This window comes from Paraburkholderia caffeinilytica (assembly GCF_003368325.1).
In the GTDB taxonomy this organism is placed as follows: Bacteria; Pseudomonadota; Gammaproteobacteria; order Burkholderiales; family Burkholderiaceae; genus Paraburkholderia; species Paraburkholderia caffeinilytica.
Genome location: NZ_CP031466.1, coordinates 258,646 through 284,232 on the forward strand (window position 1 = coordinate 258,646; position 25,587 = coordinate 284,232).

A 25,587-nucleotide genomic window follows, 5' to 3' on the forward strand; every position below is an offset into this window, starting at 1 on the left:
TGGCCGCTACCTTTGTGCAGAACGTCCGGTTTCATCAAGCCACCGAACGATGTTCTGCACCGTGTCGCCATAGAAGGTGCGATACAACTCCTTCGACACATAGCCGATGTGAGGTGTTGCGAGTACGTTGGGCAATTCGCGCAGACGGTGCGGATTATCGAGCGGTTCGACGTCGAATACGTCCAGTGCGGCGCCGGCGATCCGACCGGTCGTGAGTGCCTGAAGCAGGGCGGCACTGTCGACGATCGCCCCTCTCGACGTATTGATCAGCCGGCTTGTGGGTTTCATCTGCGCGAGTTCCGCCGCGCCGACCAACCCTCGGGTTCGCTCGCTATACCGCACGTGGATCGACAGGAAATCCGCGGTGGAAAAGAGTACATCCTTGCTGACTCGTTGCACGCCTTTTTCAGCGGCACGCTCCTCGGTGAGGTTCTGACTCCACGCGATGACGTTCATTCTGAATGCCCGCCCGATGATGCCGACTGCCGAGCCGATATGGCCAAGGCCAAGCAATCCGAGCGTTTTGCCCGCGAGTTCATCGCCCAGCGAAAGCTGCCAGCCTCCCTCGCGCAGTGACTGATTTTCGCGGGGAATATTGCGGGCCATCGCGAGAATCAGCGCCCACGTCAGTTCGATCGTCGGCGTGGACGAATAGCCCGTATGACGAATGTCGATGCCGCGTTCCGCCGCCGCCTCCTGATCGATCGAAGCGTTCCCCGGGCCGGTCGAGGCAATCAGCTTCAGGTTCGGCAGACTTCCGATGACCACGCGGGACAGCGGCGTGCGTTCTCGCATCACGCATACGACGTCGAATGGCTGCAGGCGTTGAATCAGGCTTCCGATATCGGCGACGTGGTCGTTGAACACCGTCACCTCTGCCAGGTTCTTGAGCGGCGACCAGTCTGCCATGCTCAGCGCGACGTTCTGATAATCGTCGAGGACGGCTACCTTGATCGGGGGTGTGGGGTTCATATTGCGCGCTCCGTGAGTTGTAGTTGCTGCCAACCGAATGCTAGGAATCCCGGCCCGTCACGTAAATCAATAAGTAGCGACGTCACCCATCGCGAACCGCGATGGCTCGACATCAGCTTGTGATCGTCCTCATGACGCGTTGTCCCGGTGCTTGTCGAGGTGGTCGACCAGCATGCGCGCAGGAAGCGGCAGCGTGTCGAAATTGCGCGCGATGATCAACAGCGGCCGCATCGACCACGGTTCATCGAGTTCAACGACGCGAAACGGCACCGACTGCATATAAGGCGTCACGCTGCCCTTGGGAAGCACGCCGATGCCGAGCCCCGCGCTGACCATATTGCGCACGCCCTCGAAGCTGGTCACCTCGATGCGCACGCGAAGCCGTTTGCCGGCACGCTCTGCGGCGGCGCGGCACAATTTGGAAATGGACGTACCGTAGGGCATGCTGACGATATCGTCGTCCAGAACTTCCGCGAAGGTCACGCTCGCGCGCTCGGCGAGCCGATGATCCGACGGCACGATCACGACCAGCTTGTCGACGGTGTAGGGACGCCACTGCAGATCGCCGAGGGAGTCCTCGGTTGCCGCGCAGATGCCGAGATCGGCGACACCGCTTGCAATCGCCTGCACCACTTCATCGCTCGATTTCTCGGCCATGTCGATCCGCACTTTCGGATTGGTGCGCAGGAAGGTGCGCAGCACGCCCGGCAGGTACTGGACCATGGCGGTGAAGTTCACATAAATCCGGGTGTGCCCTCTCAGCCCTGCCGAATACTCAGACAATTCGTCCGATATTTGCTGCAGGTGCTCGCTCAGCCGCTTCGCATGATGGTAGAGCGCCTCGCCCGCCGGCGTGGCTTGCACGCCGCGGCTGTGCCGATATAACAGCGGCGTGCCGGCGTCCTCTTCGAGATCCGATACGCGCTTACTGACGGCCGACGCCACGATGTGCGTGCGGGCTGCCGCCGCGGCAATGCTGCCCTCCTCGATGACGGCCACGAAAATGCGCAGCGACTCCATGTCGAGTCGCAACGGCCGATCTGCTGAAACACGCATCCTTACTCCTTCGGGTTGGACATCCGGCCGCCTGGCACCCATCGCGGTTGGCGATGCCTCTATTGACCATTGAGAAGTTTTCAATGGGCCCGGCAACCGGCATCCTCTGTGCCATGGGGTTCGATCCGCGCCGGACCATCGGTCGAGGCGCGAAGCCGGGCAGCGTGCCTCGCGATTTTATGTCGAGGCGGCGGCGTTGTCCTGGACGCCGGAGCATTGGCCCTCCCAGAAGCGCAAGCCGGAGAACAGACGGCGCGCAGGAAAACTCCGTTGAAAATATGAAGGAGACGAACGATGGAACACAAACACCTCGCCTTGAGCGCGCGAACTCGCTGGTACGAGGGGCTCACGGCCATGCACTGGCGTGTGCTGAAGGCCAGTTTTCTCGGCTGGATTTTCGACGGTTACGAAGCATTGGCACTCGTCGTCGTGCTTGGGCCGATGCTGCATTCGGTGCTGTCGCCGGCACAAGCCGCGTCCCCTACGACCTATGCGGGTCTGGTCATCGGCATCACCTTGCTTGGCTGGGGGGCGGGCGGTCTGATCGGCGGGATTCTCGCGGACTATGTCGGACGCAAGCGGATGATGCTCTGGTCCGTATTCCTCTATGCGATGTTTTCAGGTTTGACCGCGTTCTCGCAAACCTTCTGGGTGTTGTGCGCGCTGCGTTTCCTGACTGGCCTCGCCATGGGCAGCGAATGGAGCACGGGCGTCGCGCTGCTGTCGGAAACCTGGCCGGAGCGGGCGCGTGCGAAAGGAGCGGGCTTTCTCCAATCGGGTTTCGGCTGGGGCACGCTGATTGCGGCGGTCGTCTGGTACGCGCTTTCGTCGACTCATCCACTCGGTGCCGAAACCTGGCGATTGATGTTCGTGCTTGGCGCAGTCCCCGCATTTTTCGTGCTGTACATCCGGCGCGGGGTCAGCGAGTCGGAGAAATGGCAACGCGCGGTGCGCGAGAAACGCTGGAGCGCGACGAGCACGACGAGTACGCAGCTGGACGCGGACGACGCGTCTGCATCCGATAAGCGCCCCTTCACGCTCACGCAGCTATTCAGCGAACCTGAAGCGCTGCGCCGTACGCTGCTTCTGCTCGTGCTGTCGATTGTCACGACCGTCGGCTGGTGGGCCATTTCGAGCTGGCTGCCGACCTATACCGTGGCGCTCGCTAAAGCCGAAGGTGTGTCCGACGCTTTGTCGTGGGGGTCGAAGATATCGATCGCGTACACCGTCGGCGCGATTGCGGCCTACATGATCGCGGGCTTCGTGGTGGATGCCATCGGCCGGCGGGCGTTCCTGTCACTCACTTTCGTCGGTGCGCTGGTCACAACGGTCATCACGTACAAGCTGACAACAAGCGTTGAGGCGATGATGATCGCGGCGCCGATCAATGGCTTCTTTACCCTGGGCTGTGCCTATGTCTGGATGGCGATCTACCCATGTGAACTCTTTTCTTCGAGCGTGCGTTCCACCGCGATCAGCTTCGTGTTCAATGCGGCGCGTCTGATCGCGTGGGTGTTCCCGATCATCGCGGGCAGCATGATCAAATCGTTCGGCGGTGTGTCGCAGGCTGCGTTGGCACTCGGCTCTGTGTATCTGCTTGGCATCGTGCTGCCGTGGTTCTTGCCCGAGACGCGTGGCGCAGGCATGCCGGATTGAGTCGCCCCAGAATTCTGGATACCTAACGCTATTTTTTGGAGAGAAAAATGTCTCAAAGTTTTCGCATTGGGCAGATCGTTCCGAGTTCGAATACGACCATGGAAACCGAGATTCCCGCCATGTTCCGTGCTCGCGAAGCAATCCGCCCCGAGCGGTTCACCTTCCATTCGAGCCGGATGAGAATGCACAAGGTCACGAAGGAAGAACTGGTCGCGATGAACAAAGAAAGCTTGCGCTGTGCGGCGGAGCTCGCCGACGCTCGTGTCGATGTCATGAGCACGGCGTGCCTGGTTGCGATCATGGCGATGGGGCCTGGATATCATCGCGAAACTGAACGCGATCTGTTGGAGATCGCGCGTGCCAATCATTGCATCGCGCCCGTCATGACCTCGGCGGGAGCGCTGGTGGAAGGTCTGAAGATCATGGGCGCTCGGCGCATTTCGCTGATGGCGCCGTACATGCGGCCCTTGACTGACCTCGTCGTCGCTTATATCGAGAACGAAGGCATTGAGGTCATCGATTCGATCTGCTTTGAGATTCCCGACAATCTGGAGGTCGGTTTGCGCGACCCGATGCAACTGGTCGACGACGTTCGCGGCTTGAACACGGAAGGCGCGGACGTCGTGGTGGCGTCCGCCTGCGTTCAGATGCCCTCATTGCCGGCGATTCAGCGTATCGAAGACATGCTGGGAATCCGCACGGTCTCGACTGCGGTATGCACCGTCCGGCGCATGCTGGATCATCTTGAGCTCGAGCCGATCGTCCCTGGCGCGGGGGCGTTGCTTTCCGGTGTGTGACCGGCTATTGCCGACCCGAACCGCGTTCCGCTGTATTGCCGTCGTCTCGAACCATGCGCTGAAACGCCGACAATACCCGCGCGCATGTGAGCGTTTGACGCCAGAATTTCTCCTTGAGTCGCGCGGTGGGGACCCATTGCCAGGGCAAAACAACGTTGACCGTTCCCCACGCCGGGCGCCAGCGTTCAGACACGCGGCGCCGTCGGAACAGGCTGATGGTCGGAATGTTGAGACTCGACGCAAGATGTCCGACACCGGAGTCGTTTCCGATAAACCAGCCGGATTCGTAAAGCCAGCATGCCAGTTCATGAGGGTTGCCGAATTCCGGAGCAGGAATGCCCCATCTTTCCAGATCGAACCAGCGCTCGCGTTCGTGAGGCGCGATCACGAAGTTGACGTCGTAGCCGCGTCGACGCAAATCGTGGGCTAATTTCACGAATCTTCGCGAGAACCAGCGTTTATCCTCCGTGCTGGCCTCGGGATGAATCGCGATCCGGCGAATGTACTGGCGGTGCCGCAGTGCGGGCGGGGGCGTCATTCCGTTGTGCAAACCGACATGCGATAGCCCGAGTTCGTCGCGGCAGAAGTTGGCGAAGCGTTCCGCCATGCACCCTGGGTGGTCCCCAAATACGACGTCGTCAAGATCGAGGACATACGGGTGAGCTTCCGTCAGCCGTGGCATCGGCTGATTCCGATGCATTTGCAGAACATTGTCGTACGGCGCCAGCGTTGCTCCGAGATCCGCCTCGTCCGGCAACGGTTGAATCGTGACATCGGGGAACCAGTGTCGCAATGCGTGAGCAGGGCGCCCGAATACCGTGACATCGATGCCGTTCCTCAAGAGATTCTGCACGATGACCATCAACACCAGGGTATCGCCGATTGCGTTCGACATGACCACGGCGATGCGTCCGGGTCTGTCGCCGATCATGCCGGGGAAGGGTAATGGATTCATGCGAGATTGGCGCGCAGCTGCTCGAATGCCTGGATCACCTTGCCGACGGACAACAGGTATTTCCAGTAACGCTCCTTCAGACGTCCCGTGGGCAGATAGGCGCCGCCGATCAGCACCCGTCCGGTCCCCCAGTCGGGGCGCCACGTGCGTGCGATACCACTGCGCATGAACAATGAGAGGGTGGGAATCTGCAGGTTCGATGCAAGATGGCCTATTCCCGAATCGTTACCGATGAACCACCCGCACTCGAAAAGCCACGCGGCGACGTGATCTAGCGAAGAGAGATCGGGCACCGCGATACCTAAACGCTCCACATGTTTCCAATCCTTACGCTCGTGCGACGCAACCACAAACTGCGGGCTGAAACCCTGGTCGCGCAATTCCACGCCCAGTCGAATGAAGCGTGACGCCAGCCAGCGTTTATCCGCCGTGCTCGCCGTTGGGTGAATGGCGACGCGAAGCGGATATTTACGGTGCAGAAGTCCCGGCGGCGGTGTGATGCCATTACTTTTTCCAGCATCCGGCAGACCGAACTCATCGCGACAGAATTGGGCAAGCCTGTCTGCCATCGATTCCGACGAGCGAGCGCGACAGATGTGATCGAGCAGGATCGCCCGGGGATGCGAGCGATCCAGCCCCGCAAACGGTCTATTGCCGTGCATCTGAATGACTGTGTCAAAGCGCTGCAGTTTTTCCGCAAGATGATCTTCGCCCAACTCCGCCTGTATATCGATACCAGGAAACCAATCGCGCAAAGCGTGCGCATGCTGGCCGAACACGGTGGTCGCGATGCCGTGTTTCTGGAGGTTGCGTGCAACCGTCATCATCAACAGTGAGTCGCCCACTGCTGGTGAAAGAATCAAGGCCACACGCGTTACGGGTTGGACTGCCTGCCGCATAGATACATCCCATTGGCGCACTCCCAACAGGTGGCGAAGCGCTTGCCAGGTCATGAACGAGTGAACGAGTACCGTTCGGTGAATTGGGCACAGTCTAGATTCAGAGAACGTTACTTGAGTTACAACTGCCATTACGCAGGGTTACGTTCGCTTAATCAGCTTGTCGGCCAGTCCATGCGGTTCTGTCGCGTTAAGGCGCAGAGGGAGAATTCGCGTCCAGACATCGGGTCGGTGACGAAAGGGACACCACGGCGGGTGACCGGTTCGTAGCGGCGCGCCTGCTGGTCCGACACTGCCGGGATATCGCCCATAATATCGATCACGCGCCGTACGGCGCGGATGGCGCTGGCCGTCGTGCTGCCGGTTTTCCGGTGAGCGGCGCGTCGCGCGATAGGAGCCAACCCGCAATCCTGTCATCAGGGATCCTGCTGGGTGGAGTAACGTATTGGGGACTCAATTTTTCGTCAGGTCAAAATGAGCTTTGAGGCGCTTATGTCCACGGACGCAGACACAATCACGGACGAACTCGTCGCCGGAATCGCGGATCGCATGGTCGAGGAGGGCCGGAAGGTTTCTCCAGTGACTATTTGGCCGGAGATTCCGGGCGGCTCGATTGTTGCCATTGGGGCGGCTTTGCAACGCTGGCGCGATGCGCGGCAGCCCGTCACGCCCCACGTGCAGGTTCAGGCCGGATTGCCGGAGCATATTGCCGAAACCATGATGAGCGCCGCGGACCGGCTCTGGATGGCGGCCCAGGGCGAAGCTGACCGGGCGGTCAGCCAGCATCTGAGCGCCGTGAACCAGCACCTCGATGCGGCCCGCGCGGAACGGGACGAGGTGCTTGTCGAGTATCAGAAGACTACGGAAGAAGTCGCCGCCGGACGTGAGCGGCATATTGCTCTGACGAATGCGCTGAGCGCCTCGGAGGAAGCGTCCGTGCGCCTCACGGCGGACCTCGCGGCAGCGGCCGGCCGCGCCGACGCTGCCGAGGCTCGCGCGGAGGAACTGGCGCAGCGTGTGTCGGCGGAAGAGGCCGCGTTGGAGCACACGAGGGCGGAACTCGACGAGGAACGTCGCGCACGTCAAGAACTGGCCGCAGCCGTTTCCAGCCAGAACGACCAGATTGCACAGACGAAGCAGGCGCTCGACGAGGCGCGGCAGGAGATCATCGCGTTGGGCTACGACTGCCAGGCGAAGTCGGCCGAAGCGGACAAGGCGGTGCAGGAGGCTGGTGCGGCGTTGTCGCGCGCGGAGGCCGCCACGGCGCTGTCGAACGAGAGCGTCGCGCGGGTCGCGGGCCTGGAGGCTGAGCGGGATGAGGCGCGCTTCGCACTCGAAGCAGAGCGCCAGACAAGCGCGGCGCGAAGCGAGGAGGCGTTGATTCAGCTCGACGAATTGCAGCGCGTTCACCGGGAACTGGAGGCGGCGCGGGAGCAGCTCGGCGCCATGACTGAGGCGAAGGCCGCTGTCAGTGCCGAGCTGGCTCAGGTTTCGCAGGACGCGTCTGTTGCGAGCGCCGAACTGGCGCGGGTCTCGCAAGATGTATCTGCCGCTCAGGAGCAGGCAGAGGCTGCTACGGCGCAAGCGAACGCGAGCCTCGCGCGGATCGCCGCGCTGGAGGCCGAACGCGATGAGGCGCACGCTACGCTTGCGGCAGAGCGCCAGGTGAGCGCAGCGCGGACCGGCGCAGCGTCGGATCAGCTCAACGAACTGCAGCGCGTCGGCCGGGAACTCGAGGAGGCGAGGGAACAGCTCAGCGCAATGAGCGCGGCGAACACCGCAGCGATCGCTGAACTGGCTGAGGTTTCGCAGAACGCATCTGCTGTGAGCGCCGAACTTGCCCAGGTCTCGCGAGAGGCGTCTGCCGCGAAGGAGCGCGCAGAGGTCGCCGAACAGCAGGCGGCAACGTTGCAGCAGCGTCTCGCGGAAGTCGAGCAGGCTCGCGCGGATGAAACGCGACGCAGCCATCAACTTGCCCTTCAAGCGGGCGACTCCGCGAAGGCGGAAGAGGTCGCCGAGTTACAACGCCAGATCTCGGCTCAGGCCAAAGCGCATGAAAAAGCCTTCAACGAGTTGCGCACGATTGCTGAACAGTGGGTGGAGCATGCGAAAGACCTGAAGGAACGACTTGCTTCGGCAAACGAGAAGCTATTGTTCATCGACTCGCGCAGCACAGGAGAAGTGGCGCTCATCCGGAAGCTCTCGTCTGAACTCGAGCGGCTTAAACCGGATAGCGAGTTGATATCCCGGGACACGCAGCAAAAGCTGATTGGCGCGACGATGGCCGAGCGGCTTTCGCAGAAGGGTTATCGGTATGACCCGGCGACGGCGGTGATGTCGAAGGTGGAGCGCTGAATTTCGGCGGGTTATCGGTGCGGTCAGCCTGAACACCGAAGCCCGCTGGATCTTTCGATCCTGCGTTGTGCGCGGGCGTCTGGTGATCCGCGAGGTCATGTTTGCCGGTTCGATGCCGGTTGGCCAACTGTAGCGGGTCGCCTTCTCGATGGTTGATGTTGCAGGTGTATCCGGGCTTGTCAATGTCCGAACCTGGCGGTCGATGGTGGTTCGTCGGCCTCTGCGGTCATCGGTAACGGGCATGTCCTGCCGATAGCGAATGGCCGCTTTAGAGCGCTTCGTGGGAGCGCAGTCGCCCCATTTAGACTGCGGACGTTCGGCTAGGGACCCTCGTACCGCTCCCATCGGCGCTAACGTTGCAGACGGGATCGTTCAGTCGCCGACTTCGTCCTGCCCGACTTGCCGAGTGTCGTGGAGGGAAGCTCGCCAAATTGGCGCAAATAATCTTGCGCGAATCTAGCAAAATGAAAGAACCCCCAGTGCATAGCGATGGCCGTCACCGTGGCGTTGGTACCGCGCGCCGCTTTCAGGGCGCGCCGCGCGCAATTGAGCCGTCGCATCCTCAAGTATGCAAGCGGCGCGACACCATGAATCTGCAAGAAGCAGCGCTGAAGCGAGGCACGACTGACTCCCAGCCCCTGACACAAAGTCATTACTGTCAATGGTTCTTCGGGGCTGCTTTCAATCAATGCTTGCGCGGCCTGGGTGATTCGATACGCACTACCCGACGGCATCTGAGAGGACCTGGCGGTCGAGTCGGAAAGGATGCGGAGCGTGCGCTCCAGCACGACCTTTTCCAGGTATTCGTGATTCAATGCCTCAAGCTGGCTTGAATCAGACGAATGTCGAAGCGACATCAAGGTATCGAGCATGTCGTTCAGATCACTGGAATCGACGCTATCGAACATCAGCGCCTGGCCCCCGTCTCCCGCCAGGTCGTAACCCAAGGTGTCGGCTGCCTGTAAGAATCGGTCCTGGCGGATCCGAAAATAGGCGATCTCGCTTGGCGGTAAAAGCACTTCGTACTCGTTGTTTGCCGGCAGGTAGGCGACGGTCCCTTGGGACAGAGCATCGAGGTCGCATCGTGCCCGACCTGAGACCGATCGGACGAAGCTCACCGAGCAGTAATCGGGCGGGAAATGTAGCCGCTTCAGCACGGTGCGATTCTGTCGTTCAGCAGCCACGAGGGTGTCCTGAAAACCCAGTTGCTGAAACCGGCCGGCAAACGCGCCTGCATCAACCTGGTCGTACTCGGTTGGCATCCATCGACGTTGAACGCCTGCGGCGTCCTCTACATCGGTCGTCGCAAGGTCCAGCCATGAGAACCCGTTGTCGATATCCGCCGCATGCTCGTCCGACGCGCCCTGGGCCGCCACATTGACTGATCGGTCCGGCAGATCCATGCGTAAATTTCCATGCGTGATTAATTTCGGATAGCCGAGGGGCAAACAATCAGGTAATTTGTTTTTGCATCACCGATTATAAGAAAAAGCCAGTGTCGTCAGAAAGCGCTTCACAAGCCAAAAAAATTCCGGGGAAAAGCAATTGGAGCTGGTACCTTCTCTGCCGCGCTGCTCGCGGCAATCTTCCGTGGCGACGCAAACGAGCGAGATGACTCGTGTCGACATAGCGTTGTTCAATGGCTTTGCGCTGCCAAAGATTGCGGCGCTTATCGAGATCTTCCAGAAGGCAAACGCACTCATCGCATCGCAGGGATCGGGCCGCGCACGCTATGACGTCTCGCTGCTTTCGGCTGCGGGTGGCCGCATCGCAAGCTCGTCGTCGGTGTTTGTCTGGACGGAGAGCGTCGAGTCGCACCGAGGTACGACTGACAGGCACCTGCTGTTCATTGCAGGCGGCGCAGGCGTGCAGCAGGCGCGCCGCGACGAACGCCTTGGCAATTGGCTGCGCCGTAGGCATCCCTTCAGCGAAATTGTTCATCCCATCGCGGAAGGACGACTGCTTCTGGAAGCGGCAGGGCTTCCCAGCCGCTATCACGCGCTTCTATATGGCAGCAACGAAGCGCACGAACTTTATCCGGCACCACTGTTTGGCGAAGCGCCTGCTGCCGTACGCACGGCACTGCGCATCGTCGAAGATGATCTTGGACCGGAACTGGCGCGGCAAGTCGCAGAGTCGATTGCGCCACAAAGCGAGACGCCCCTCAGCTCGTCCATGGCGCGCGGCGTGGCGCCTCAGGTCAGCGAGAAGATTATGGCGTCGGCGCGCTGGCTGGAGGCCAACGTCGATCGTCCCATCTCTATCGACGACGCCGCGCAGGTCGCAGCGATGAGCGGGCGCAACTTCCTGCGACGCTTCAAGAGCGAAATCGGCATGACACCCTCCGACTATCTGCTTCGCGCGCGCCTGAACATAAGCTGTCGGATGCTCGTCGAATCAAGCTTGCCGGTCGACAAGATCGCCCGGCGCTGCGGGATCGGCAGCGGCGGTCAGTTGGCCAAACTGTTCAGAAAATATCTGGCGACGACACCCACCGACTACCGGATGCGCGAGGAGGCGCCTCCAAGCAGCATCCTGATGCGTGCGCGGCACGGCTCGACTACGCAGTCTGGGACGGTATCCGAGCGGTAGTCACCGCCGTTACCCGCCGACCTGATGCACGCCGAAGCCGCGCCGCTGCCTGCCGGCGGGCAGCAAACCGCCAGCCTGTTCCAGGGCTGGCGTTACTCATCCCCACCGATCAGGGTTGGCGTTTGCCGCGGCCGCCAGCGGGTTTGCCAGCCTGCTTGTGTGAGCCCGCAGCCGGCTTGCCGGCGGGTTTGCTGCGTGGCTTTTGCACGCTGAATGGGCTACCGCTGGACAAGCTTGTGCCTTTACCCGCGGCCACAGCGCGCTGCGCCGCGGGCTTGCGTTTGTTTTCGCTACTTTGCGGACGCGGTTTTTTGTTGGGCACCTGCATGGCGCCCGGCGCAGCTTGCGGCACTTTCGGCTTCTTAGGCTTTTTGGGTTTCTTGATGATCTGGCCCGTCGCGCTAGTTTGCGGCACGCGGTGTTCGGCTTCAAAACCCGGCTCTTCTTCACGGCGCAGCGTTTGCCGGATCAGCGCTTCAATCGCGGCCAGTTGCGGCGCTTCATCCGCACACACAAGGGACACCGCCACGCCGCTGGCGCCCGCGCGGCCGGTACGGCCAATACGGTGCACGTAGTCTTGCGCCACGATCGGCAGATCGACGTTGATCACCAGCGGCAGGTCGTCGATATCCAGCCCGCGCGCAGCCACATCGGTGGCTACCAGCATCTGTACTTCGCCCGTCTTGAAGCGCTCCAGCGCACGCAGGCGCGCGGGCTGCGGTTTGTCGCCGTGGATGGTGTCGACCGCATAGCCGGCTTCATCCAGCATCGCCGCCAGGTAATCCACGCCATTGCGGGTTTTGACGAACACAAGCGCGTGCTCCCAGCTGTTCTCAGCCACAAGGTGCATGAAGAGGTCAGGCTTGTTCTTTTTATCCACCGTCACCACCCACTGCTTGATCTTGCTGGCCGTGGCATTGGGCGGGCTGACGCTGATATTGACCGGGCCGCGCAGAATGCCCGCCGCCATGGCGTGGATATCATCGGTAAACGTGGCGGAGAACAGCAAGGTCTGGCGCTGAGCAGGCAAGGCGGCAAAGACGGCGTTGAGTTCGCGCGCAAAGCCCAGATCCAGCATGCGGTCGGCTTCATCCAGCACCAGCGTTTGCACTTGATCAAACTGCACTGCGTTCTGGCGATTGAGATCTAGCAAACGGCCCGGCGTGGCGACGAGCACATCCACGCCTTTGCGCAACTGCATCATCTGCGGGTTGATACTCACACCGCCGTAGGCGGCCAGAAATCGGAGGTCGAGACCTTTGCCGTAAGCGATAAAGCTTTGCAGCACCTGTTCGGCCAGTTCACGCGTGGGCACCAGCACCAGAACACGCGCGCGGTTGCTGGACACCGCGGGGCCGTGTTGCACCAGCCGTTGCAACAGCGGCAGCGCAAAGCCCGCTGTTTTGCCAGTGCCGGTCTGTGCCGCAGCCATGACGTCACGGCCACTGAGCACAGCAGGAATCGCCTTGGCCTGCACCGGTGTAGGTGTCTGGTAATTGAGGTCCTGCACATTACGCAGCAAGGGATCAATCAGGCCAAGCGAGGCAAAAGACATTGGCGTATTCCGGGTTAAAGCCGCAATTCTAGCGGTTACCGCCTGATTGCGTTGCGCAGATCAATGGTCAAAAAGATCGACGTTGATTGCCACCGAAGTGTTATCGCGACACAACCGTTAGGTTTCTGCCGATCGACTTGCGACTTCATATCTGTCATGTCCAGATTCGTATCGCGGACATTGCAATCGGGGAGTCAGGCTTTTATGCCGCTCAGTCTGTACATGTCAGCAAGGTCTTCGGTTCCAGGTAGGCGCTCATCCCCCATCTGCCCATTTCTCGCCCGAGCCCTGAATGCTTGAAGCCTCCGAATGGTGCGCGCGGTTCATGGGCCAGGGTGTTGACGAGCACCCGGCCGGAATCAATCTGGCGTGCCACACGTTCGCAGCTTGCCGGATTCTTGCCCAGCACCAGGGCACTCAGGCCATAGCGTGTGTCGTTGGCAATGGCGATCGCGTCAGCCTCATCCTCGTAGGGGATGATCGTGAGCACCGGCCCGAAGATCTCCTCGCGCGCGATGCGCATCTGGTTGTTGGCATGCGTAAAGAGGGTGGGCTTCACGAACCATCCGGCGCGCATTCCATCGGGCAGGCCTTCACCACCTGCCAGCAGCGTCGCGCCTTCCTGCTGTCCGATACGGATGTAGTCCTGCACCCGTTCCCATTGCTTTTTGCTCACCATCGGACCGATGTCGGTGTCGGTATTGCGCGGATCTCCGGATCGGACATGCGAGACTGCCTCCTTCGCGATCTGCTCGAACTCTATCAGGCGACTGCGAGGCACGAGGATACGCGTCCCGGCAATGCAAGCCTGGCCGCTGTTGGCGAAACCCGCCTGCAGCACCAGCGGCATGATGGCGGCAAAATCCGCGTCTGCCAGTACGATCGTGGGCGACTTGCCACCCAGTTCCAGGGTCACGCGCTTCATTGTCGCGGCGCCGGTAGCCACCAGATGCTGGCCCACTGCAGACGAGCCCGTGAACGAAATCTTGGCGACGCCGGGGTTGCGCGCGATCTCTTCGCCGACGACCTCGCCCCGGCCATTGACGATGTTGAATACCCCTGGGGGGAGGCCGGCTTCGTGCAACGCCCTGGCCACGATCTGCGTCTGCATCGCGCTCATCTCACTGGGCTTGATGACGGCGGTGCAACCCGCCGCCAGCGCGGTGGCCAGCTTGTTGCAGATGAAGCCCGCATTGCTGTTCCATGGCGTGATCAGACCGGCAACGCCGATAGGTGTCTGGATGACCTTAGCCGAGCCGGCTTGCTCCTCGAACGCGAAGGACTTCAGTGTATCGATGGCCTGGGCAATGACATCGGCCGGATACGTTGCCATCCAGCGCCCGCGTACTAACGGCGCGCCGTATTCCATCAGGATGGCGTCCATCAACTCATCTTCACGCGCCGCCACGGCCCGGTGCATGCGCTGCAGGGCAGAGATGCGCTCCTCGCGCGTGGTGCGCGACCAGGCGGGGAACGCCGCCTGGGCCGCCGCGATGGCGCGCCGCGCGTCCTGCACATCGCCCAGCCGCACCTGACCGATGACTTCCTCGGTGCTTGGGTTGTGGAGGTCGAACCATTCCTCGCCGTGTGGCGTGACGAATTCGCCGTTGATGTAGATGTGCTCAATGCGTTGCATGTCGGCTTCCTCTGAATGTGATGCAACGAAGTCTAGGATTAGTTTATTGTTCTGATAAGCCGTCTTGTGGCTGATGATATATCCGTAAATTCGGGACAATCCATGCACAGAACAGGAATGACCGAGCTGGAAGTGGTTCTGGCCGTCGCACGCCGCAATAGCTTTCGTGGCGCGGCGCAGGAATTGGGGATGTCCACTACAGCCGTGAGCAGCGCCGTGGCCGGACTGGAGGCACGGTTGAGGGTGCGTCTCTTCAACCGTTCGACACGCAGCGTAGCTCTCACTGACGCGGGGCTGCGCTATGTGGAGCGCATTGCCCCCGCATTGGCGGAAATCAGGAGCGCAGGCGAAGAAGCCGGTACCGGCCCGGACGTGCCGAGCGGCACTCTGCGCATCAATGCACCGCAGGGCGCGGCAACCCTGCTGCTGGAGCCGCTTTTCAACCTGTACGCGCAGCGCTATCCCGAGGTACGGATCGACATCGTGAGCGAGTCGCGCATGATCGACGTCGTGGCCGAAGGATTCGATGCAGGTATCCGCCTGGCCGAATCCGTCCCGCAAGACATGATCGCCGTGCCGCTTTCGCGCGACGTCCGCATGCTTGTGGTGGCGACGCCTGAATACCTGGCGCGCCACGGCACGCCCGGACACCCTCGCGATCTGCTCCAGCACCAGAGCATCGGCATGCGCATGTCCCACGGTGGCATCTATCACTGGGAGCTGGAGCACAAGGGCCAGAAGCTGCAGATGGATCTGCCTGTGCGCATCGCGCTCAATGAATTGCCGGCCATCAAGCAGGCGGTACTGCTCGGGCTGGGCGTCGGCTTTATTTCCGAATGGTTCATCAATGAAGAGTTGAAGACCGGCGCTCTGGTGCCCGTGCTGGTTCCGTGGTGCCCGTCGTTTGGCGGACTGAGGCTTTACTATTCAGGTCATCGCTTCGTTCCCGCGCGGTTGCGCGCCCTTGTTAGCCTGGTCCATGAGTTGCGCCTGGCCGAAGCGCCGTAGGGGGAGACGTGTCCGCCAGGCGGAAGAGGCCATTCATCAGGTGGCGCCTTTTTTCGGACGTCATGCGCCGGCTTCGGGGCAGGCGCATTGAATCCTTTTGAATGCGCAAGTGCAGGTAAGTGGCCGCGCATCGACAGCCATGCCACGTGAACTCAGCGCAGACTTCTCACCTCGCTCGGCGTGACACTTCCGGCAAATCGATTGCCGAAATGGGTTCTCGTGTAGTTGACGACAGCAGCGACCTGATCGTCATTCATCGCGTCGCCAAACGATGGCATCCCCTTCCGGCCGTGCAGTACGTTGACGATGACGTAGGGTGCCGCTTCGACTGCCGGGTTGTCGGCGAGCGCCGGGTAGTGGCCCGCGCCCTGCGCGCCTTTTCCGTCCGGCATATGGCATCCCGCGCAAGTAGCGTTGTAAAGCGCTTCGCCGCTCGTTTCGGTGAAGCGGTAGTCCGGAGAAATCGCGAAGGTACGCGGTGCGTCCTGTGCCACGGCCTGAGCCGGCACCGTCGCGGCTCCCATCAACAAGCCCATCAGCAAGCCCATCAGCAAGCCCATCAGCATCACGCGCAGGATCAACGCCGGCCTATCCATTGACGATTCTCCGATGCAACCGGGTAATCGCATCCAGTGACGACAGCACGGCGCCTTCCTGCCATGCCGGGATATGGGAAGCGTGCTCTCCGGCAAGGACGATCCGTCCGTCGATCTGACAGAGATTCTCGTAATGCGCTTTTCTCAACTCGTCCGTCCAGGCGGCGAAGCAGCCATTCGTGAACGGCGATCGGCTCCAGCTCATCGCGAAGCCGTTCTGGTACTCGCGTGCATATTGCGGATGAATCTGGCTGCCCTGGCTCAACGCCACCGCGATCCGTTCCGCAGGGGGCAGTGCGCCCATCTCATAGCTGGCGGGTCCCCACATGTAGGCGCCGAGCAGCACCGCAGGACCGGTCGATCCGTAACCTGTCGCCGGATAGCCGATCGTCGAGATCGGCAGGTCGGTATGCGTGATGCCGCCGTAGATCTGCTCGTCTTCTTCCCAGAATCGCCGGCCGAACTGCAAGCCGATTTTCACCGAGGTCTCGTAGGGCACCGCGTCGATTGCGGCGCGCATGGCCGGGCCGACCGCCATGTCGATCTGACTCAGAATCGAGAGCGGAATGGTGCATACCAGCCAATCGGCGTGCGCGTTCCGTTCGGTCCGGGTAGTCGTCTCGGTATAGCGCACGGTGACGCCTTGCTCGTCCTGCATGATGGCCGTGACTCTGGCGTTGAACACGACGGCGCTCGCGACCTGCGAATAAAGCGCATGGGCAATTCTGTCCATGCCGCCGACGGGCTGGAAAATGGCGCTCTGAAAGTCCAGCTCGTTTCCAGACGAGAGCCATTGCCACAAACGCGATGCAAGCAAGGGGTCGCGCGGGAGCAGATTCGACGGCACGGCCTCGGGCATCAGCCCACCGCCATGCGCGATCTCGAATCCGCGGCGTTCGCTGCTTCTTCGGCTCGCCTGATAGCGGCCGTCCTGATCGAGCGCCCCCCATTGGCGCAGGGATTCGAGTAGCAGATGCGCGTCTTCGGCGGACAACGCATCGTCGAGCGCGTCCTTGTGGATTGCTTTGGAAAGCAGCTCGGCGATATAGCCTTGATAGTCGGTCTGCACCGCCCGGAATCGTTGCGGCTGGCCATCGAAAGCCTCCGTCGAATGCAGGTACGCGTTGTAGTTGACCTGGATGAACGGTTCGAGCGGCACCTTCAGACGTTTCGCGTAGTCGAGTACGCCCCGGTGGTGATATGGAATGCGCCACGGCCCTGGATTCAGATAAAGCCCGTCAGCGAAATCGCAGTACTGGGTGGCGCCGCCGAGTTCCGTGTAACGATCGCCGCCCCGGACAGTCCAGGCTCGACCACCCGCGCGGTTGTTGTACTCGAGCACCTGCACGTGGTAGCCCGCGTTCTTCAACTCAAGGGCCGCGACAAGGCCGGCCATGCCCGCGCCGAGCACGAGAATTCGCGTTCCTTTGGGCGCGCCATCGAGTTTGACTGGTCCGGCGTAGGTCGAGTTGGCGGCGAACCCAAGCGTGCCCATGCCTTGCATCATGGCGGCCGCGCCGAGGTTCTTGCCGATCAGCGTCAGCAGGTGCCGGCGGCTCATCGTACTTGCGGTCATTCTCGACATAAGGACGTGGTGCCCCGACTGGAGAGAAACGATGGCGAACGAATTGTGGCGCGAACGTCAGGAGGCCGCCTGCTTTCACCGTGCAGAGGCATCACGGATAGCGACGGAAACAGGCGGCGTGAGACGATCCGATATTACCCTCCCCGCGTACGCCTTCATCCAAACCGGACACAATAAGCAGGCGGCAAATGTGCTGAAATCAAATGCCAGCTTTCGCCGCCGTCGTCGGACGTCCATAGCGCGCCAGTGGTCGACGCCATCGCGAGGCGCGTGCCGGAATCATCAACAGCGAGCCCGTGCCGATACACGAGGTCGTACGCCGGTGCAGGCGGCAACCCGTTCGACAGGCGCTCGAACGTGCGGCCGCCGTCACGTGTGCGCGTGACGACGAACTGGCCTGCCACCGGGATCCGATACTGGTCTTTCACTGCGGGCACGAACCACGCGGTGTCGGGCTCGCGCGGATGCACGGCAACCGCAAAGCCGAAGCTCGATGGCTGCGCTTCGATCCGCTGCCAGTGCGCCGCGCCGTCGGTCGAGCGGAAGATCGCGCAGTGATGCTGCATCCACAGCACATCTGGATTTGCCGCGCATTGCACGACGCGGTGCGGGTCTTGCACGTTGCCGTCGCCGCGCCGCTCCGGCGGCATGTAGTCGGCCTCCATGCCTTCGGCAGTCAGGCGCCAGGTCGCGCCGCCGTCGCCGGTTTGCCAGACGCCGCCGCATGACACGCCGATCGTCACGTGCCGGCTGTCGCGCGGATCGACCATTACGGAATGGATGCCCGGCGCGTCGTAGCCGCCCCCGAACCATTCGCTGCGCTCCGGGTGATCCCACAGCGCACGGTTGAGCACCCACGTGTCGCCACCATCGTCGGACCGGAAGAGCCCGCCGGGAATCGTGCCGGCCCACAAGACGCCCGGCTCGTCCAGGCCGCCGGTTTCGAGCGACCAGATTTGCTGAAGCGTCCAGGGAGGGGACGGCGGGGTGGGCGCGGCGGCGTTCGCGTTGTCCGTGCCGGTGTCGGTGTTTGCACTCACGTTCGCGCCGTCACTATTACGCGTTTCGTCGGCAGGCTGCGGCGGGTAGACGGGGACCGCGCACTCTTCCCAATCCGTCATGCCCGCGCGCCTGCGATGCAGCTTCACGCCGAAGTGGCCGAGATTGAGCGCGGCATACAGTGAGCCGTCGCGTGGATCGGGCAGCACCATACTTACCGGCTCGCCGACGAAATACGGCTCACCGAGCGTCCAGCCACCCGCGTCATCGGCGTGCAGAACGAACAGCCCCTTGCGGGTTGCGACAAGCAATCGATCGCTCATATCGAGTGTCTCCTGTCGACCAGAGTTAGCGCTTTAGCGCTTACTCAGGTCCCATGCTTTGCGGTCGACCAGAGTTAGCGCTTTAGCGCTTACTCAGGTCCCATGCTTTGCGGTCGACCAGAGTTAGCGCTTTAGCGCTTACTCAGGTCCCATGCAAAGCTGCTGGCGCTTCAGCGCTTAGTTCGGTCCCATGCAAAGCTCGAATACGGATTGAACTCCCTTATCCGCCCGACAGCGCCTGTATGACGTAAACCCGGCTTTCCTTGCCAAGCGCTTCGGACAGATGTTGTCGGTCGCGCACCCGCCGGCCGTCGACAAACACGGCGAGATGCCGCCGCAGTGAGCCCTGATCGTCAAGGATGTAGCCGCGCAGCCGGGGTTGCGCGGCGAAGACGGCTTCGAGCGCTTCTCCGAGCGTGCGCGCGTCGATGTCGCGTTCGGGCGTTGCAATATGCCGCTGAATCGAAGCAGCGAAGAAGATGTGCGCCATGGCGGAGTAGGGGCGCGGGAATGGCCGCGTCCGTTGGTACTGTAGTTTAGACGATCCGCCATGTGCATCGGGGCGTTGCCCGTGTCGTCCGACCGGTTACGTTCGGACACACTTCGTTGCGAATCAGAATTTATGCGCCATCTACAATCCGCGAACGGAGAAAAAACATGATCAGACTTTTGTGTGTCGTTGCGCTTGCGGCTAGCCTGTCAGGCTGCATTGTCGCTCCACCGTACGCGTATGCACCCGCGCCGGCCTATGGATATGGTTATGCGCCAGCGTACTACGCGGCGCCATCCGTCGATGTCGGCATCGGCTTCGGGGGTTACGGGCACGGCTGGCGAAGATAGCCTCGTTGCGGCTCCGGCTCCGGCTCCGGCTCCGGCTCCGGCTCCGGCTCCGGCTCCGGCTCCGGCTCCGGCTCGGATCCCGTTGACGAACGTCTCGCTCGAGCCGAATACAGGCATGGCGGTTTCCAGACGGTCCCAATCCATTTCCCCGACTCCCCGACTCCCTGACGCGGGCCCCCCCTGTTGAGAACCGAAAGATCGGCGCAGCAATGAACAGTTTCGATACAGCAGTCCAGATCTTTCTGACGCACAACGCTTTCCACTCGGCGGCAATAAATCACGCGATAAGGGTGATAGCGGGCCAGATCATATTCAAAGGCCTCGTCCTGATCCCCGTGTTGTGGTGGATGTGGTTCAAGCCGGGTCCGCGTGATGAATGGAAGCGTGAGACGATCATCGCGACGCTCGCCAGCGGTCTTCTATCCCTTGCGTGCGGCAGGCTTCTTGCCTATTGCTTGCCATTCAGGCAGCGGCCGCTCTACAACCCGGAACTGCACCTGGACTTTCCCTCCGTCGGCCTGCATGACGCGGTTGTGCGCACATGGAGTTCCTTTCCTAGCGATCATGCGATGCTATGGATGTCGATAGCAACGGGCATCTTTATTGTCTCGCGACGCGCCGGCGTGTTCGCGCTGTTGTACACCGGTATCTTCATATGCTTGCCGCGGGTGTACCTTGGTCTGCATTATCCGACTGACGTTCTCGCCGGGGCGGCGATCGGCGTAGCCATCACGTATATCGCGACGCGGGATTTCGTCAGACCACGTCTTGCAGGACCGATCCTGCGATGGATGAACAGTTATCCAGGGCCTGCCTATACGCTGGCGTTTCTCTTGTCTTTTGAACTGGTCACTCAATTCGATGATCTGTTCCTGCTTTTCAGGGCGGGTTTGAAGGCGCTATAAACATATAAGGGTTCTTGCGGCGACCAAGCCTGACGTCCCGTTCGCGATTTTTTTCGATGCGGCCTGTCCATCAGCATGCGGTCCGCGCGTCATTGTCATGGCGGCCAGATGTCATTCACCCGCCTTAACCCCATGACGGAGGCTCATATGCAATACCTATTGATGATCTATTCGGAAGAAAACGGCTGGAGCCGGATGACCGACAGCGAGCGGCAGCAAGGGGTTGCCGCATATCACGCGTACACCGAATCGTTGAAAAAGGCGGAGGTGCTGGTGGGCGCCAACCGGCTGCAGCACACGAGCACGGCCACCACGGTGCGGCTCGTCGACGGCAAGCCGCAGGTGCTCGACGGACCGTATTCCGATTCGAAGGAGCAACTCGCCGGCTACTACCTGATCGACGCGCCCAATCTGGACGCGGCAATCGCGTGGGCGTCGCGTTGTCCCGGCGCGGCGCACGGCCTCATGGAAGTGCGCCCGGTCTGGACCGCCCCCTACGAAGCGCCATCTGCTGCATGAGTCCCTCCGGCGGCGACCGTGACGCTGACGGCGCCGCGCATTCGATTGCGGAGGCAGTCGCTCGCCGCAGTTACGGCAAGCTCGTCGCGCTGCTGGCGATGCGCACGCGCGACGTCGCCGCAGCCGAAGACGCGCTGGCCGACGCGTTTGCAGCCGCGCTCGCGGACTGGCCGCAGCGCGGCTGCCCCGCGAATCCCGAAGCGTGGCTGATGACGGTTGCGCGCCGCCGGGCACTCGATGGCGTGCGTCATCGCCGTGTTGGCGACGAAGTGGCGAACCAGCTCGCGATCCTCGCCGACGAGATCGACGAGCGCGAGGCGGGCATGTTGCCCGACCGGCGGCTTGCGCTCCTGTTCGCATGTACGCACCCGGCGCTCGAGGCCGCGATTCGCACGCCGCTGATGCTGCAGGTGGTGCTGGGGCTCGAAGCGAAGACGATCGCGTCCGCGTTCCTGATGTCGCCCGCCGCGATGAGCAAGCGTCTCGTGCGGGCGAAGAACAAGATCCGCGAAGCGGGCATTCCGTTCAGCGTACCGGAGCGCGAGGAGTTGCCCGGCCGGCTCGCTGCGGTGCGGGAAGCGGTCTATGCGGCGTATGCGGAAGGGTGGACCGATCCGGTCGGCGGCGACACCGAGCGGCGCGATCTTGCCGGCGAGGCGCTGTTTCTTGCCCAACTGCTCGTCGAACTGTTGCCCGAGGAGCCGGAGACGCTCGGTCTGCTCGCGCTGATGCTGTATGCGCAGGCGCGGCGCGATGCGCGACGCAATGCGGCCGGCGACTACGTGCCGCTGTCGGCTCAGGACCCGGCAACATGGAACGCGCCGATGACCGACGCCGCCGACGCACTGCTGCGGCGCGCAAGCGCATTCAACGCAATCGGACGCTTTCAGCTCGAGGCCGCGCTGCAGTCGGCGCACATCGACCGCTGCCGGACGCATCGCCCGAACTGGGATGAGATCGTGCAGCTCTACGATGCGCTGTTCGCGATTGCAGCGTCGCCGGTGGTCGCGGTGAACCGCGCGCTCGCGCAGGCGGAACGGGACGGCCCGCAGGCGGCGCTCGACGCGCTCAAGCCGTATGCGGACGATCCACGATTGGCCGACTACCAGCCGTATTGGGCCGCGCGTGCCAATCTGCTCGCGCGTGCCGGCGCGACGGCCGAAGCGCTTGGCGCGTACGATCTCGCGATCGGACTCGAGCGCGACCCGGCCGTGCGCCGGTTCTTGCAGCGCAAGCGCAGCGAGCTGTTATCGGCGAGAAGTTAGATCGGCGCCGCGCGTGACTATTTTGTGTGAGTCGAGTGATCTTCGAACGCGGCGACGATGCCGTCGATCATTGCTGCGATGCGCGCGGTATGCCGAAGATCTTGATGCGTGACGAGCCAGATTTCGTAGACCGCCCCACGCGCGGGTTCCGGCCATATCTGCACGAGGCCGTCGAGTTCGGCCAGATGTATCGGCAGCTCACCGATACCGATGCCGGCCTTTACCGCGGTACGCAGCATGAGACTGGAATTGAAGGTCGATACGATGCGCCCCGCGTGTATCGGTTCGCCAGCCAGAGTCGGTGATCGATTACCGGTCCAGTTTCCCTGATAGACGACAAGGTCGTGGCCCGCGAATGCCGAGCCGGCGGCGGGCTTGCCGTGCTGCTCGAGATAGGCATTCGATGCAAATAGCGCCATGGGCCAGCGCGCCAGGCGCCGCGCGACGAGATCGGGATTTTCCGGCCTGACTGACCGCACCGCGATATCCGCTTCACGCTTTGCCAGATTCAGCATGCGCGTCGACGTGTCCAGCAGGATGCGCACTTCGGGATGCGCAGCATGCAGGCGCTCGATGGCGGGAAGCAGGAAATCGATCGCGATCGAGTCGGTGCTGGTCACTCTTACGTCCCCCGCGAGCCGTGTATCCGTGCCTTGAGTTCGTATCACGAGTTCGTGCGCGGAGTGCTCCATTTTCTCCGCCGATCTCAGCGCGGCTTCGCCCGCGGCGGTCAACGCGTAACCCTCGGAGGTGCGCAGAAAGAGCGTTGCACGAAGGGCGTGCTCCAGTGCCGCAATCCGTCTGCCGACCGTCGCCTGATCGAGATTGAGCGTCCTGGCCGCTCCACGGAGCGTTTTTTCGCGCTGCACCGCGAGAAATACTCTTGCGTCATCCCAGTTCATCGTGCCGCCCTCCTGATGCAAATTTGCATCTCACAGTGTGAATAATGCTGCGCATATTCATCAATGTCGATGCCTATACTGAACGCAAGAGTTCCTCGTTCAACGATCCGCCCGGATCAATCGAGCCTCATCTATTGAAGGAGTGGTATCCATGTCTGCTTCGACTTATCGCGTGCCGTCGTCCATGACGGCCATTGAGATCAAACAGCCCGGCGGTCCTGAGGTCCTGATGCCGACTACGCGTCCGGTGCCGGTGCCGGACGCCGGTCAGGTTCTGATCCGCATTCATGCGGCCGCCGTGAACGGCCCGGACGTTTTCCAGCGCAAAGGGCTGTATGATCCGCCCCCCGGCGCTTCGGACATTCCAGGGCTGGAAGTGGCGGGTCAAGTGGTTGCCGTCGGCGCCGACGTGTCCCAATTCCGGATCGGCGAACTGGTGTGTGCATTGATTCCCGGCGGTGGCTACGCAGAATATGCCGTCGCACACGCCTGCAACACGATGCGTATCCCCAAAGGCCTGACGTTGGTGGAAGCGGGGGCCATGCCCGAAACGTTTATGACGGTATGGCTGAATCTGTTCCAGCGTGGCAAGCTGGTCGCCGGTGAATCGGTGTTGATCCATGGCGGCGCGTCAGGTATCGGTACCACGGCGACCATGCTGGCAAAGGCATTCGGCGCCGCGAAAATCATCACGACAGTTGGTTCGCAGGCGCATCGGGAGGCCAGCCTGGCGCTGGGCGCAGACCTCGCGATAAATTACCGCGAGGAAGATTTCGTCGCCGAAACCAAGCGGTTTACCGATGGAAGAGGCGCCGACGTGATCCTCGACATCATTGCCGGCGACTACATCGCCAGAAACTATGACGCCGCAGCCATGGACGGGCGGATCCTCCAGGTGGGCGTGATCAAGGGGCCGGCGAAAGATCTCGACGTCTTGCCGATGTTGACGAAACGCCTGACGCACATGGGCTCGACATTGCGATCGCGCACATCCGCGGACAAGGCGACCATCATCGATGAACTCGAGCGGCAGGTCTGGCCGCATATCGAGAGCGGCAAGGTCAAACCGGTCGTCTACAGAACCTTTGCGCTTGCCGACGCCCGTGATGCTCACGAGTTGATCGATTCCGGCACCCACTTTGGGAAGATTGTTCTGACGACCGGTGCCGATCTCATTGGTTGAAGACGGGTTGACAGTCAAAGCGGAGGCGGGCCGCGCCCGAGTAACTCATAAGGGGCGAACTGTGCCGGTTGCTATCGGAGACGGATTGCCTCGATGGCGCGATTTGATAGCAGACTGGCGTCGTTCGCTAGTGCGTGGCGCGATCCGCAGTCTTACGATGACCTCATGGAAGCCCCAACGAATGAGGAAGTCATGACCAAGCAATCCAACACCGCCCTGATCACCGGCGCATCCAGCGGCATCGGCCGGGAATTGGCAACGATCCATGCAAAGAAGAGAGGCGACCTCGTGCTGGTAGCGCGCTCACGCGACAAGCTCGACGCGCTGAAGCGGGAACTCGAGGCTCAGTACGGCATCGCCGCGACCGTCATCGCGGAGGATCTGTCGAAGCCGGGCGCCGCGCAACGGATCTTCGAGCAGACACAAGCGCATGGCATCACGATCGACGTGTTGATCAACAACGCCGGCTTTGGTGGACATGGGCTGTTTCACGAGCAAAACCTGGCGGGCATTCAGGCGATGATGCAGGTCAACATGGCGACGCTGACCGAGCTGACGCACCTCTATCTCAATGGCATGGTGCAGCGTAAGCGCGGTCGCATCCTGAACGTGTCGTCGACTGCGTCGTTCATGCCCGGCCCGCTGCAAGCGGTTTACTACGCTACCAAGGCCTACGTGACGTCATTCACTCAGGCCATTGCTGAAGAGGTGGCCGTCTATAACGTCACGGCAACCGCGCTGTGCCCTGGGGCCGTGGCCACCGGATTTGTAGAGGCCGGCAACCTCGAGGGCGTGGATATCTGGAAGCAGGCGAAGTCGGCGGAGTCGGTGGCACAATGCGGCTACGACGCCATGGAGCGTGGCGAACTCATCGCATTCAATGAGGGCAAGCTGAAATTCCTGCTGAACTGGGTCGTGCCACTGCTGCCGCGCAGGACCACGCTCAAGATGTCGCGCCAGGCAATGGAAAAGGCCTGACCACCGACCGC

23 protein-coding genes are annotated in these 25,587 nt (G+C 61.9%); 11 read left to right on the top strand and 12 right to left on the bottom strand.

Translation table 11 applies throughout. The annotated features are described in order from the left end of the window. Window positions 1-6: 6 nt before the first annotated feature. Together DSC91_RS01235 and DSC91_RS01240 are read right to left on the bottom strand one after the other, a co-directional pair. Complete coding sequence (locus tag DSC91_RS01235) at window positions 7-972, bottom strand: D-2-hydroxyacid dehydrogenase family protein (protein ID WP_115776456.1); 966 nt, start codon at window positions 970-972, stop codon at window positions 7-9. A 129-nt stretch (window positions 973-1,101) separates the two neighbouring features. Further along, window positions 1,102-2,028, bottom strand: a complete 927-nt coding sequence (locus DSC91_RS01240; RefSeq protein ID WP_229758404.1) for a LysR family transcriptional regulator — start codon at window positions 2,026-2,028, stop codon at window positions 1,102-1,104. Window positions 2,029-2,322: 294 nt separating this feature from the next. On the opposite strand from DSC91_RS01240, the gene DSC91_RS01245 reads away from it, so the two are divergent. Next, the gene (locus tag DSC91_RS01245; protein ID WP_115776457.1) at window positions 2,323-3,684 is read left to right on the top strand and encodes an MFS transporter; all 1,362 of its coding nucleotides are present in this window, start codon (window positions 2,323-2,325) and stop codon (window positions 3,682-3,684) included. A gap of 47 nt (window positions 3,685-3,731) precedes the next feature. Then, window positions 3,732-4,481 (top strand): maleate cis-trans isomerase family protein, encoded by a 750-nt coding sequence (locus DSC91_RS01250; protein WP_115776458.1) that lies wholly within the window; start codon window positions 3,732-3,734, stop codon window positions 4,479-4,481. Between the two features lie 4 nt (window positions 4,482-4,485). Here DSC91_RS01250 and DSC91_RS01255 read toward each other — a convergent pair whose 3' ends face one another. Together DSC91_RS01255 and DSC91_RS01260 are read right to left on the bottom strand one after the other, a co-directional pair. Continuing rightward, a complete protein-coding gene (locus tag DSC91_RS01255; RefSeq protein ID WP_115776459.1) occupies window positions 4,486-5,436 on the bottom strand; it encodes a glycosyltransferase family 9 protein in 951 nt (316 codons plus the stop codon). Then, window positions 5,433-6,305 (bottom strand): glycosyltransferase family 9 protein, encoded by an 873-nt coding sequence (locus tag DSC91_RS01260; RefSeq protein ID WP_229758405.1) that lies wholly within the window; start codon window positions 6,303-6,305, stop codon window positions 5,433-5,435. The genes DSC91_RS01255 and DSC91_RS01260 overlap by 4 nt, the downstream gene beginning before the upstream one ends. 522 nt (window positions 6,306-6,827) lie before the next feature. On the opposite strand from DSC91_RS01260, the gene DSC91_RS01265 reads away from it, so the two are divergent. Beyond that, entirely contained in the window at window positions 6,828-8,690 is a 1,863-nt protein-coding gene (locus DSC91_RS01265) for a DNA-binding protein (protein WP_115776461.1), read from the top strand. Window positions 8,691-9,040: 350 nt separating this feature from the next. Here DSC91_RS01265 and DSC91_RS01270 read toward each other — a convergent pair whose 3' ends face one another. Next, window positions 9,041-10,093 carry a helix-turn-helix domain-containing protein gene (locus DSC91_RS01270; RefSeq protein WP_115776462.1) on the bottom strand — a complete coding sequence of 351 codons (1,053 nt, stop codon included), beginning with the start codon at window positions 10,091-10,093 and terminating at the stop codon, window positions 9,041-9,043. Between the two features lie 142 nt (window positions 10,094-10,235). On the opposite strand from DSC91_RS01270, the gene DSC91_RS01275 reads away from it, so the two are divergent. Beyond that, window positions 10,236-11,282: a GlxA family transcriptional regulator gene (locus DSC91_RS01275; RefSeq protein ID WP_115776463.1), complete on the top strand. Its 1,047-nt coding sequence runs from the start codon at window positions 10,236-10,238 to the stop codon at window positions 11,280-11,282. Window positions 11,283-11,391: 109 nt separating this feature from the next. Here DSC91_RS01275 and DSC91_RS01280 read toward each other — a convergent pair whose 3' ends face one another. Then, the gene (locus DSC91_RS01280) at window positions 11,392-12,837 is read right to left on the bottom strand and encodes a DEAD/DEAH box helicase (RefSeq protein WP_115776464.1); all 1,446 of its coding nucleotides are present in this window, start codon (window positions 12,835-12,837) and stop codon (window positions 11,392-11,394) included. A gap of 211 nt (window positions 12,838-13,048) precedes the next feature. Next, on the bottom strand, window positions 13,049-14,473 hold the full coding sequence (locus tag DSC91_RS01285) for an aldehyde dehydrogenase family protein (protein WP_115776465.1): 1,425 nt from the start codon (window positions 14,471-14,473) through the stop codon (window positions 13,049-13,051). 117 nt (window positions 14,474-14,590) lie between these two features. Here DSC91_RS01285 and DSC91_RS01290 point away from each other — a divergent pair, with 117 nt between their 5' ends. After that, window positions 14,591-15,481: a LysR family transcriptional regulator gene (locus tag DSC91_RS01290; RefSeq protein ID WP_115776466.1), complete on the top strand. Its 891-nt coding sequence runs from the start codon at window positions 14,591-14,593 to the stop codon at window positions 15,479-15,481. 152 nt (window positions 15,482-15,633) lie between these two features. On the opposite strand, the gene DSC91_RS01295 is transcribed toward DSC91_RS01290, so the two are convergent. From DSC91_RS01295 to DSC91_RS01310, 4 genes are all read right to left on the bottom strand, one after another. Next, the gene (locus DSC91_RS01295) at window positions 15,634-16,077 is read right to left on the bottom strand and encodes a c-type cytochrome (protein ID WP_115776467.1); all 444 of its coding nucleotides are present in this window, start codon (window positions 16,075-16,077) and stop codon (window positions 15,634-15,636) included. Further along, a complete protein-coding gene (locus DSC91_RS01300) occupies window positions 16,070-17,638 on the bottom strand; it encodes a flavin monoamine oxidase family protein (protein WP_229758406.1) in 1,569 nt (522 codons plus the stop codon). Before DSC91_RS01300 ends, DSC91_RS01295 begins: the two co-directional genes overlap by 8 nt. Before the next feature lie 179 nt (window positions 17,639-17,817). Further along, complete coding sequence (locus DSC91_RS01305; RefSeq protein WP_115776469.1) at window positions 17,818-18,984, bottom strand: WD40/YVTN/BNR-like repeat-containing protein; 1,167 nt, start codon at window positions 18,982-18,984, stop codon at window positions 17,818-17,820. Between the two features lie 220 nt (window positions 18,985-19,204). Further along, entirely contained in the window at window positions 19,205-19,474 is a 270-nt protein-coding gene (locus tag DSC91_RS01310) for a MoaD/ThiS family protein (RefSeq protein ID WP_115776470.1), read from the bottom strand. Between the two features lie 167 nt (window positions 19,475-19,641). Here DSC91_RS01310 and DSC91_RS38120 point away from each other — a divergent pair, with 167 nt between their 5' ends. The 4 genes from DSC91_RS38120 to DSC91_RS01335 all read left to right on the top strand — a co-directional run bounded on the left by DSC91_RS38120 (window position 19,642) and on the right by DSC91_RS01335 (window position 22,513). Continuing rightward, window positions 19,642-19,824 (top strand): hypothetical protein, encoded by a 183-nt coding sequence (locus DSC91_RS38120; protein WP_115776471.1) that lies wholly within the window; start codon window positions 19,642-19,644, stop codon window positions 19,822-19,824. 209 nt (window positions 19,825-20,033) lie between these two features. Further along, the gene (locus tag DSC91_RS01325; RefSeq protein ID WP_115776472.1) at window positions 20,034-20,729 is read left to right on the top strand and encodes a phosphatase PAP2 family protein; all 696 of its coding nucleotides are present in this window, start codon (window positions 20,034-20,036) and stop codon (window positions 20,727-20,729) included. A 147-nt stretch (window positions 20,730-20,876) separates the two neighbouring features. Further along, window positions 20,877-21,248 (top strand): YciI family protein, encoded by a 372-nt coding sequence (locus DSC91_RS01330; RefSeq protein WP_115776473.1) that lies wholly within the window; start codon window positions 20,877-20,879, stop codon window positions 21,246-21,248. Next, window positions 21,245-22,513 (top strand): RNA polymerase sigma factor, encoded by a 1,269-nt coding sequence (locus tag DSC91_RS01335; protein WP_115776474.1) that lies wholly within the window; start codon window positions 21,245-21,247, stop codon window positions 22,511-22,513. Before DSC91_RS01330 ends, DSC91_RS01335 begins: the two co-directional genes overlap by 4 nt. Window positions 22,514-22,530: 17 nt before the next feature. Here the strand turns inward: DSC91_RS01335 and DSC91_RS01340 are convergent, their stop codons facing one another. After that, on the bottom strand, window positions 22,531-23,415 hold the full coding sequence (locus tag DSC91_RS01340; RefSeq protein WP_115776475.1) for a LysR family transcriptional regulator: 885 nt from the start codon (window positions 23,413-23,415) through the stop codon (window positions 22,531-22,533). 151 nt (window positions 23,416-23,566) lie between these two features. Between DSC91_RS01340 and DSC91_RS01345 the strand changes: the two genes are divergently transcribed. Further along, window positions 23,567-24,598, top strand: coding sequence for an NAD(P)H-quinone oxidoreductase (locus tag DSC91_RS01345; RefSeq protein ID WP_115776476.1), 1,032 nt, complete (start codon window positions 23,567-23,569; stop codon window positions 24,596-24,598). A gap of 192 nt (window positions 24,599-24,790) precedes the next feature. Next, complete coding sequence (locus DSC91_RS01350) at window positions 24,791-25,576, top strand: SDR family NAD(P)-dependent oxidoreductase (RefSeq protein WP_115776477.1); 786 nt, start codon at window positions 24,791-24,793, stop codon at window positions 25,574-25,576. The last annotated feature ends 11 nt before the right edge of the window (window positions 25,577-25,587 follow it).